The sequence below is a fragment of the Treponema sp. UBA6852 genome (assembly GCA_002449305.1).
GTDB lineage: Bacteria > Spirochaetota > Spirochaetia > Treponematales > Treponemataceae > Treponema_D.
On the sequence record DKDI01000011.1, the window covers coordinates 21,480 to 30,516 of the forward strand.

The window sequence follows — 9,037 nt, forward strand, 5'->3', positions numbered from 1 at the left end:
ATGATAAAAAATATCATGTTTAAAAATTCAGCAAATCATTTTCGGAGGCACACAACATGAAAAAAATTAAAATCACGTTTCCAGACAATTCATTTATAGAGGCAGAAAATGAAGTCCGCCCGATTCTTTTCCTTGAGAAATTCAATGCAAAAAATAAAAGAATTGTCGCAGTAAAAGTAAACAATGAAATCTGCTCTTTGGACAGCCCGGTAAGCATAACTTCAAACATAGAGCCAGTTTTTTCAGATTCAAAGGACGGAAGCGCAATCTACAGAAGATCTCTTTGCTTTGTTCTAGCATCGGCGGCGCACAAAATTTTCCCGGGAAAAAGGCTTCTAGTCGGACACAGTTTGGGCTACGGCTACTATTACACGCTCGAACTTGGAGAACCTCTTACAAGAGAAAACATTTTGAAGCTAAAAAATGAAATGGAGCAAATCATAAAAGATGACAAAATAATTGAAACAGATTTCATTTCATATTCAGAAGCCTGCTCGCTTTTTGAAGAACTCGGACTTACAGAAACCCGAAAGCAACTGAACTACAGATGCCCTTCCCGAGTCCAGATTAACAGGCTTGAAGGTTTTTCAGATTTGTATTTTGGACCGCTAGTTGGAACAACAGGCATTTTAAATGTTTTTGACCTGCTTCCATATAGCGACGGATTTCTTTTGCGATTCCCCAAAAAAGGCCAGCCTGAAAAGCTCACGGAATTTGTTGATCAGCCTAAGCTTTTTGAAATTTACAAGTCATACAAGCTTTGGGGAAAAAGACTGAATGTAACATCGGCGGCAAGCTTGAACCAGCTGATTCACGACCGAAAAGAATCTGAATTTATAGACATAACAGAAACACTTCAGACAAAAAGAATTTCCAATATAGCAGATGAAATTCTCAAGAAGAAATCAGCAAGAATCGTCCTTATAGCAGGTCCGTCTTCCTCTGGAAAAACAACAACCAGCAAAAAACTTGCATTGCAGCTTGAAGCAATTGGATACAAACCAAAAGTAATAAGCCTTGATAGTTATTATCTTGGCCGCACGCAAACTCCAAAAGACGAAAACGGAAACTACGACTACGAGTGCCTAGAAGCCTTGAACATCGAGCTTTTAAATCAAAACCTTGTTGACCTGTTTGCAGGAAAACAAATCAAGCTGCCGTCTTATGACTTCCATGCCGGAGTAAGCTATTTTAAAGGCGACACAATGACTTTAGAAGAAAGCGATATTTTAATAATGGAAGGAATTCACGGACTTAATGACAAGCTTACACCTTTAGTTCCAGCAGATAAAAAGTTTAAAATCTACATTTCCGCATTAACCCAGCTGAACCTTGACGACCACAATAGAATTTCAACAAGCGACAACAGGCTTATAAGAAGAATTGTAAGAGATTCCCGCTACAGAGGAAAAAGCGCGGCAGACACAATCGCAATGTGGGAAAGCGTGCAAAAAGGCGAACAGCTTCACATATTCCCGTTTCAGAACAATGCCGATGCAATGCTGAACACTGCTTTGGACTATGAGCTTCCGGTTTTAAAAGTCTATGCAGAACCGCTTTTAAGATGTGTAAGTCCGCTTCAAAAAGAATACGCAGAGGCAAACAGGCTTCTTCAATTTTTAAACTGCTTTTCTACAATTCCTGCAACTTCAGTTCCAACGCAGTCTATAATCAGGGAATTTATAGGCGGAAGCGCATTTAAATACTAAATCCATTTTTTTCTGGCAGTCACAATATCGTCGGCTGCCAGTTCTTCAGCTTTTAAACTGTCTTTTTTCCATTGGCGGAATTTATTTTCCTTTAGCTTTTCAAGAACTTTGACCTTTTGCATTGCATTGCGGACAACTTCGCGCTTTTCATCTGCGGCAATCTGCGCCGTGGCAAGTTCTTCCAAAAACTTTTCTTTCTTCTGCTCAAGCATGAAAAAAAAAGACTGGATTTCAGCCTGAATAAGAAAATCTGTATTTGTATCAAAATTTTTTATTGTGGAAACTTTTCTTTTTGCAATGGAATCAAGCTCGCCCTGAATTCTTGCGACTTCCGCATTTGCCTTGCCAAGTTCTATTTCTGCCTGGCGCTGCTCGAATATTCTGAGGTCAAGAATTTTCTGCATTGAAAAAGAAAATTTTTTCATAAAGATAAAAATCAGGCAGGAGATTCAGAATATTCATCTTCAGGAATTTCAATTCCGCTTAGTTCAGAAAGAGACTTCAATGTGTCTTTAATTGTAAGATGGCAGTTTTCTTCCTGGCACAAAAATTCTTCAACAGCCTGATGATGGTCAATGGCTTCGTCAATTTCCGGGGAAGAGCCTTTTTGGTAAACACCGGCGTTTATCATTTCTTCCTGCTCTGAATAAACAGAAATCCAACGGCGCACACGCTGCACTGCCTTTTTTGTGCAAGTTCCAGAAACTCTCTTTGAAAGACGGCTGATGCTTGTAAGCATATCGATTGCAGGATAATGCTGACGAGCCGCGAGGGAACGCTGCAAAACAATATGTCCATCCAAAGTTCCGCGCACTTTATCAGCAATTGGTTCATCCATGTCATCTCCGTCAACAAGAACTGTATAAAAGGCAGTAATACTTCCTTTGTCATTTGTTCCTGTACGTTCAAGAAGTTTAGGCAGCATGTCAAAAACGCTCGGAGGATAGCCTCTCTGCGCTGGTGGCTCGCCTGTTGCAAGTCCAATTTCTCTTTGCGCATGGGCAAAACGAGTTACGCTGTCAAACATCAGCATAACGTCCTTTCCTTGGTCGCGGAAATATTCAGCAATGGCAGTTGCAACATAAGCGGCTCTTAACCTAGAAATAGAAGGCTGATCGCTGGTTGCAACAACAAGCACAGAACGCTTAAGGCCTTCTTCTCCTAAGTCGCGCTTTATAAAGTCCATAACTTCGCGTCCACGCTCGCCAATAAGACCTATTACGTTTATATCAGCATTTGTATTCCGTGCAATCATTGAAAGAAGTGTTGATTTTCCAACTCCAGAGCCTGCAAAAATTCCAAGACGCTGCCCTTTTCCAACTGTAAGAATTCCATCAATGGCACGAACACCAGTTACAATGCGCTTGTCAATCGGCTTGCGTTCCATTGGATTTGGAGGAGATGCAAGAGCAGGATAATAAGCCTCTGGGAAAATTTCACCTTTGCCGTCATAGGGCTTTCCTGTTGCGTCTATTACGCGCCCCAAAAGCGACGGTCCAACAGGGACTTCCAAAACGTGCCCAGAAGCAACAACTTCACAGCCAACTTCAATTCCCTTTGTCTCTCCATAAGCCATAAGGCGCACAGAAGAGCCTTCAAGTCCTACAACTTCTGCAAGTACAGAACTTTGAATACTTGGAATATGAATTGTACAGATTTCACCAATTACAGAACGCGGTCCTTTGCTTTCTATCATAAGCCCTTTTACACCTATGACAGAGCCGGTATATTTTATAGGTTCAATCCGTTCTATGCTATGAATGTATTTATCAAAAAAGTTTTCCATTTTAAACTATCCCATAGCGAGTGCAAGCGCAAAAAATAGAATGCCAAAAACAAAGTCCGGCAATTGCAAATAAAAAAAGCACGAATCAACTGTCGGGATTTATAACTTCTGACTTGCCCACAGTTTTTATAGGAGAAATATTCAAAATCTGAGTTTCAAGTTCATTCAGCTGGCTTGAAATGCGAGCGTCAATTGCACCGAAGTCTGTTTCAACAATACAGCCGCCTTTTTCAACAGAACTGTCTTCAACAACAGAAATATTCTTGATATTTTCAACCTGCCGGATAAAGTCTTTAATATGCTCGGTTGTAAGCTTCACATCTGAAAGATTTACACGCAACGTTACATCTCCAGAGCCTTTTACTTTTTTCAAAGCCTGAAGCACATTCGACATTATAACACTTTTTTGATTTTCACTCATAATTTTTACAACTTTGCGTACTATCAAAATTACAAGATTCACAATCTGCTGCTCTGTGTTATCAAGAATTTCCTGCCTTTTTGCCTGTACAGCTTCAATCATTTTGTGAATGCGCTCAACAAGACGCTGGGCTTCTTCATTTCCAGCCTTATAACCTTCTTCATGGCCGGCTTTAAATCCATCGCTCTTTGACTTTTCAAAAATGGATTTTTCTTCTATTTTTGCATTGGAAATAATATCCTGCGCTTCAGCCTTCGCCTTTTCAACAATATCCTGAGCTTCTTTTTGCGCCTGAGATTTTATTACAGCTGCCTGATCACTTTGGTGCTTTACTTGTGCAAACGCAGCATCCTCCGCGTTCTTTACAATCTGGTCGGCATCCGCCTGTGCCTTTGCAAGCATCTTGGCCTTTTCATCTTCCCACTGAAGCTTAAAAGCCTCCGCTTCCTTGCGCAAGTCATCAGCTGTAGGTCCTGTATATTCTGGAACTTCCTCAACTTTTTCTTCTACAGGAGGCGCAAAATTTTTTGTAAACTGAAGGACAACTTCGCCCTTTGTATTATTAACTTCTGTTGGTCTGAATACAGTTTGTGCCATGCTAAATGCCTCCAGTCAAATCAGACTACCATTTCATCATCGCTAGAACGAGCAATAACAATTTCACCAGAATCTTCAAGACGGCGGATTACGCTAACAATCTTCTGCTGACTTTCTTCAACATCTTTCAAGCGGACAGGCCCCATATATTCCATGTCTTCTTTTAACATTGAAGCGGCTCTCTTTGACATATTGCGGAAAATCTTATCCTGAACTTCTGTATCAACTGATTTCAAAGCCTTTGCAAGTTCCTGTGTATCAACTTCGCGCAAAACTTTCTGAATCGCACGGTCATCAAGCATAACAATATCTTCGAAAACAAACATTCTTTTCTTGATTTCTTCCGCAAGCTCAGGATCGTCTTCTTCAAGAGTTTCGATAATCGCCTTTTCAGAAGAACGGTCAACAAGGTTAAGAATTTCAACAATCGAATCAACACCACCGGCAGCTGTATAGTCTTCGCTAGAAAGAGTTGAAAGTTTCTTTTCAAGAACACGCTCAACTTCGCGCAGAACTTCCGGGCTTGTGCGGTCCATTGTGGCAAGACGCTTTGAAACTTCCGGCTGAATTTCCGCAGGAAGATTCTGAAGAATTGTAGCGGCTTTCTGAGGCTCAAGATACGCAAGAATAAGAGAAATTGTCTGCGGATATTCCTGCTGAACAAAGTTCAAAAGATGAGCCGGATCTGTGCGGCGGATAAAATCAAACGGGCGGACCTGCAAAGAGCTTGTGAGCCTGTTGATAATATCAATTGCTTTTTGGCTTCCCAATGATTTTTCAAGAAGCTCGCGGGCAAAATCAATACCACCAGTTGTAATAAAATTCTGAGCCTGCATAAGCTCCTGAAATTCTTCAAGAACCTGGTCTTTAAAGTCTGCGTCAATTGTATCAAGGCGCGCAATTTCAAAAGTAAGAGTTTCAACTTCATCTTCGCGCAAGTGCTTCATTACATCAGAGGCTACATCGCTTCCGATTGAAACAAGGAAAATAGCGGCTTTTTGGCGGCCGGTAAGATTCTTATAGTCTTTGATTCCGCCCTTTTTCTTGCTTTTTTTGCCGTCAACAAGTTCTTCTGCCATAAACTATTCCTCCATAAGCCAAGTGCGGATAAGCATTGCAACGTCTTCTGGATGCTCTTTTGCCATTGCAATCGCATTTTCCTGAAGCTCTGCCCGCTTGCGCTCTTCAACAGACATTGTAACTTCCATTCCCTGCTGCTGGGCTTCAAGAAGCGCTCTCTGCCTTTCTTCTTCCTGCTGACGAATTCTAGCTTCCTCTGCAAGACGGCGGCGGCGTTCAATTTCTCTACTGATAATACGGAACGCAATGAACGCAATAAGAATTATAGCAATTCCAATCAGGCTAAACATAATTGTGCGGTTTCTGTTAAGCTGCGCAATATAAGCCAGATCTTCTTTTTCCTGTTCTTCTGTTCTGTCAAACTGAATATTTGTAATTGTAACGCTGTCTCCTCTAGCTTTGTTATAACCCACAGCATCCTGAACAAGCCTTACTGCATCAGCAAGCTGCTCTTTAGTAAGAGGAATGTACTCGCGCTTTAAATGTCCATTTTCAAGAATAGGACGGTTGTTTTCATCATAAACTTTGCGCCACTGGCCGTCGATGTTTACAGAAACTGTAATACGGTCAATCTGAGGGCTTGTAATTTCAGAAATGTTTTTTTCGTTCAGCGCATAATTTCGTTTTACGCCTTCTTCTGTGGATTTTCCCACAACATTTGACATATCGCTGTAAACTGGAGGATTCTGACCTTCAACTCCAGCCGGACCTTCAGGATTGTAGCCGGTTCCTGTAAACGACTTGTTTACAGTTTCTTCCGACAATGTAAGGCTGTTTACAATTTCAGAGTCGTCATAAGGCGTGTTCGGGTTGTCAGGACGGATTGTGATTCCGCTGTATTCCCTTGAAGTAGTTGTGCGCTCAGACATATTCATGTCAATCTTAATGTTAGCAACTCTTACACGGTCGTCAGAGAAAGTTCCCTTCAATGCTTTAAGAACAGAACCTGTATATATAGTTTCCTGCTTAAGAATAAGCTTTCTCTGTTTTTCTATATTTGAAATGCGGTCGCTTTCTGCCATGCCTTCAAAGTCATTTATCTGCGTATTTGAAGAGCCGTCGTTAATTACAATATTTTCATCGCGCAAACCTTCTACGCAGGCTTTTATAAGGTTTTGAATTCCGCGGATTTTTCGCTTGTCTGTAAGAACATCGCTGTTTCCTTTGGCGTACAAAACAATGCCTGCAGATGTAGGATTCTGGTTATCCGTGTACAAAGCTTCATCAGGAAGCACAAGATTTACTTCCGCGCGCTGGATTCCGTCCAAAGACTCAAGCTGCTGCTTTAAGGCTGTCTCTGTCGCACGCTGCCAGTTTACCTTGTCATCAAAGTCTGTTCTTGACCACCGCGTAACATCAAAAAGGCTATAGGCATCAAGGCTAGACGGAGCATAGCCTTCTGCAATGAGGCGGCTTCTGTATTTTTTTGCAATATCGCTGTTTTCTACAGAAATATAATTGTCAGATGAAACATAGGCCTTTACATTGTCCTGATCAAGGCGGGAAAGAATAAGCTCCCGTTCCTTTTCATCGTTTACCGGACCGTTAAAAAGGCGTACTGTGGAAGGACGAGACGACATAGAAGCCATAAGAACAATCACCGCTATAGCAACCACAACAATGGCAATTACAATAGCTTTTTGGAGAGTTGTCCACTTCGCCCATTTTTCTTTAATGGTTTCTAAATTTTTCTTGAACCATTCGTTCATATTCCCCTCCCATGAACGAACTCATTTTATGGAAGCCTATAAAAACTTCAGTTTTTATAGGCAACTCTAATAATGCGATGTTTTAATCGGTGCTATTACAGCGAATTAAAACTCGCGTTTTTTCTAAAAACGAACTGTAAAGTGAGTTTTTAGAAAAAACTTATTTCTATTTTATGCTGTCCCACCTGCATAAAAAGATAGGACAGTATAACACAAATTCTTAAATTTGACAACAAAACTTTTCAGCAAACTAACTCATTATCTATTCTGAGAAAGTTCATTCCATCCTTTTACAAGACGATCGATTACATTCTGCGCAAGATCCAGCGACATCTGGGCTTTTGCCATGGCAGTTGTAACATCATGGATGTCCACACTGTCAGGATCTGTTATGACTTTTTCCTGAAGGGCAGAAACATTAAGCTGCTGGCTGTTCATTTCGTTTACAGCTTCAAGAAGGTAAGTTCTAAACGACTCTTTCTTTTCAACTCCGTCAACAGAAGCGTTTTCGTTTCCCTTTAAAGCCTTGCTGACATTTCCAATAGCCGAAGTCCCAAGATGAGACACATTTGACCTGTTAAGCTCCATTGAGCCAAAAGAAAGATTCATAGTTCCTCCCGTTTACTGATTAACTTACGTCTAGCGGCTTGCAATCTCCAAAGCAGAGGCAAACATTTCCTTACTGCCCTGAATAACAGAACTGTTGGCCTCATAAGCACGGTTCGCGCTTATCATGTTCACCATTTCATTTACAATATTCACGTTAGGATATTCAACGTAGCCTTTGTTCGGTCCAGACTGAATCGCATCCGGGTGGCTCGGATCGTAAACCATTCTGCCCTGCTCGCTGTCTTTTACGATTTCACGAACACGAACGCCTTTCCCAGGTCCGTTGTCCAATTCTGAATCCACAAAAGGAAATCTCCACTGAGGATTTGAAGAAGCGATAGGCTCAACAATCACGCTCTGCTTGCGGTAAGCTCCGCCTTCCTGAGTACGAGTTGTTGTCGCATTCGCAATATTGTTTGAAATGACATCAGTGCGCAGACGCTCCACGCTCATTCCTGTTGCCGCTATGTTTATGCTTGTAAATAATCCCATACTTTTCTCCAAAACTCAATACTAAAAATAAACTATATTGACTTCATAGCCGTCTTGACCTGTGAAAACTCAAAATTCATAAGCTGGGTCAAAAGGCGGTACTGCATCTGAATCTGAACAACATTCATTGCTTCCTGCTCTGCATCAACATTGTTTCCGTTGGCTTTTGAAGCAGTTGTATAGTCGGAAACACGTCTAGGCTCAACATCACGCCAGTCGCGCGGAACTTCGCTCTGAATATGGCGCGCGTCATTTGTCGCCATGCGGAAAGAGTTGTGCTCGTTGTCGCGGCTAACAAAGGCTTTTTTCAGTTCGCTTTCAAAATTTACGGACTGTCTCTTGAAATTCGCAACTTCGCTGTTTGCAATATTATTTGCAGTAACCTGATAGCGAAGGCTTTCAACATCAAGAGCACGATGAAGCAAATCTACAGAATTTGAAAAACTGTTCATACTCTGTTCATCGGCATTCCAGAAAAAAAGTTTATAGTATAAATGTCGAGTTTTGATAAGAACAGTAATTTATGTGTCATTCCCGTGCTACGACACTGCGATGTTTACGCAGTAAACTTGGTCAGGAATCTGTTGGAAATTTTCAATAGATTATCAACCGAGTTTCTTTCAGAAACATCGCA

General features: G+C 41.3%; 9 protein-coding genes. 1 reads left to right on the top strand and 8 read right to left on the bottom strand.

The window, feature by feature from the left end:
* The first annotated feature begins 56 nt into the window (after positions 1–56).
* Positions 57–1,709, top strand: a complete 1,653-nt coding sequence (locus B3209_RS02925) for a nucleoside kinase (RefSeq protein ID WP_296689767.1) — start codon at positions 57–59, stop codon at positions 1,707–1,709.
* Here B3209_RS02925 and fliJ read toward each other — a convergent pair.
* From fliJ to flgB, 8 genes are all read right to left on the bottom strand, one after another.
* Positions 1,706–2,134, bottom strand: a complete 429-nt coding sequence (gene fliJ, locus B3209_RS02930; protein WP_296665100.1) for a flagellar export protein FliJ — start codon at positions 2,132–2,134, stop codon at positions 1,706–1,708. The two genes, B3209_RS02925 and fliJ, sit on opposite strands and share 4 nt — an antisense overlap.
* Positions 2,135–2,145: 11 nt before the next feature.
* Positions 2,146–3,495, bottom strand: coding sequence for a FliI/YscN family ATPase (locus B3209_RS02935; RefSeq protein ID WP_296665101.1), 1,350 nt, complete (start codon positions 3,493–3,495; stop codon positions 2,146–2,148).
* Between the two features lie 85 nt (positions 3,496–3,580).
* Positions 3,581–4,513: a flagellar assembly protein FliH gene (gene fliH / locus B3209_RS02940; RefSeq protein ID WP_296689770.1), complete on the bottom strand. Its 933-nt coding sequence runs from the start codon at positions 4,511–4,513 to the stop codon at positions 3,581–3,583.
* A 20-nt stretch (positions 4,514–4,533) separates the two neighbouring features.
* Entirely contained in the window at positions 4,534–5,592 is a 1,059-nt protein-coding gene (gene fliG / locus B3209_RS02945) for a flagellar motor switch protein FliG (RefSeq protein WP_273355303.1), read from the bottom strand.
* A gap of 3 nt (positions 5,593–5,595) precedes the next feature.
* The gene (fliF, locus tag B3209_RS02950) at positions 5,596–7,302 is read right to left on the bottom strand and encodes a flagellar basal-body MS-ring/collar protein FliF (RefSeq protein ID WP_296689775.1); all 1,707 of its coding nucleotides are present in this window, start codon (positions 7,300–7,302) and stop codon (positions 5,596–5,598) included.
* A gap of 258 nt (positions 7,303–7,560) precedes the next feature.
* Positions 7,561–7,911, bottom strand: a complete 351-nt coding sequence (gene fliE / locus B3209_RS02955; protein WP_296665107.1) for a flagellar hook-basal body complex protein FliE — start codon at positions 7,909–7,911, stop codon at positions 7,561–7,563.
* Positions 7,912–7,941: 30 nt separating this feature from the next.
* The gene (gene flgC / locus B3209_RS02960; RefSeq protein WP_288605183.1) at positions 7,942–8,403 is read right to left on the bottom strand and encodes a flagellar basal body rod protein FlgC; all 462 of its coding nucleotides are present in this window, start codon (positions 8,401–8,403) and stop codon (positions 7,942–7,944) included.
* A gap of 32 nt (positions 8,404–8,435) precedes the next feature.
* Entirely contained in the window at positions 8,436–8,855 is a 420-nt protein-coding gene (flgB, locus tag B3209_RS02965) for a flagellar basal body rod protein FlgB (protein WP_296689778.1), read from the bottom strand.
* Between the last annotated feature and the right edge of the window lie 182 nt (positions 8,856–9,037).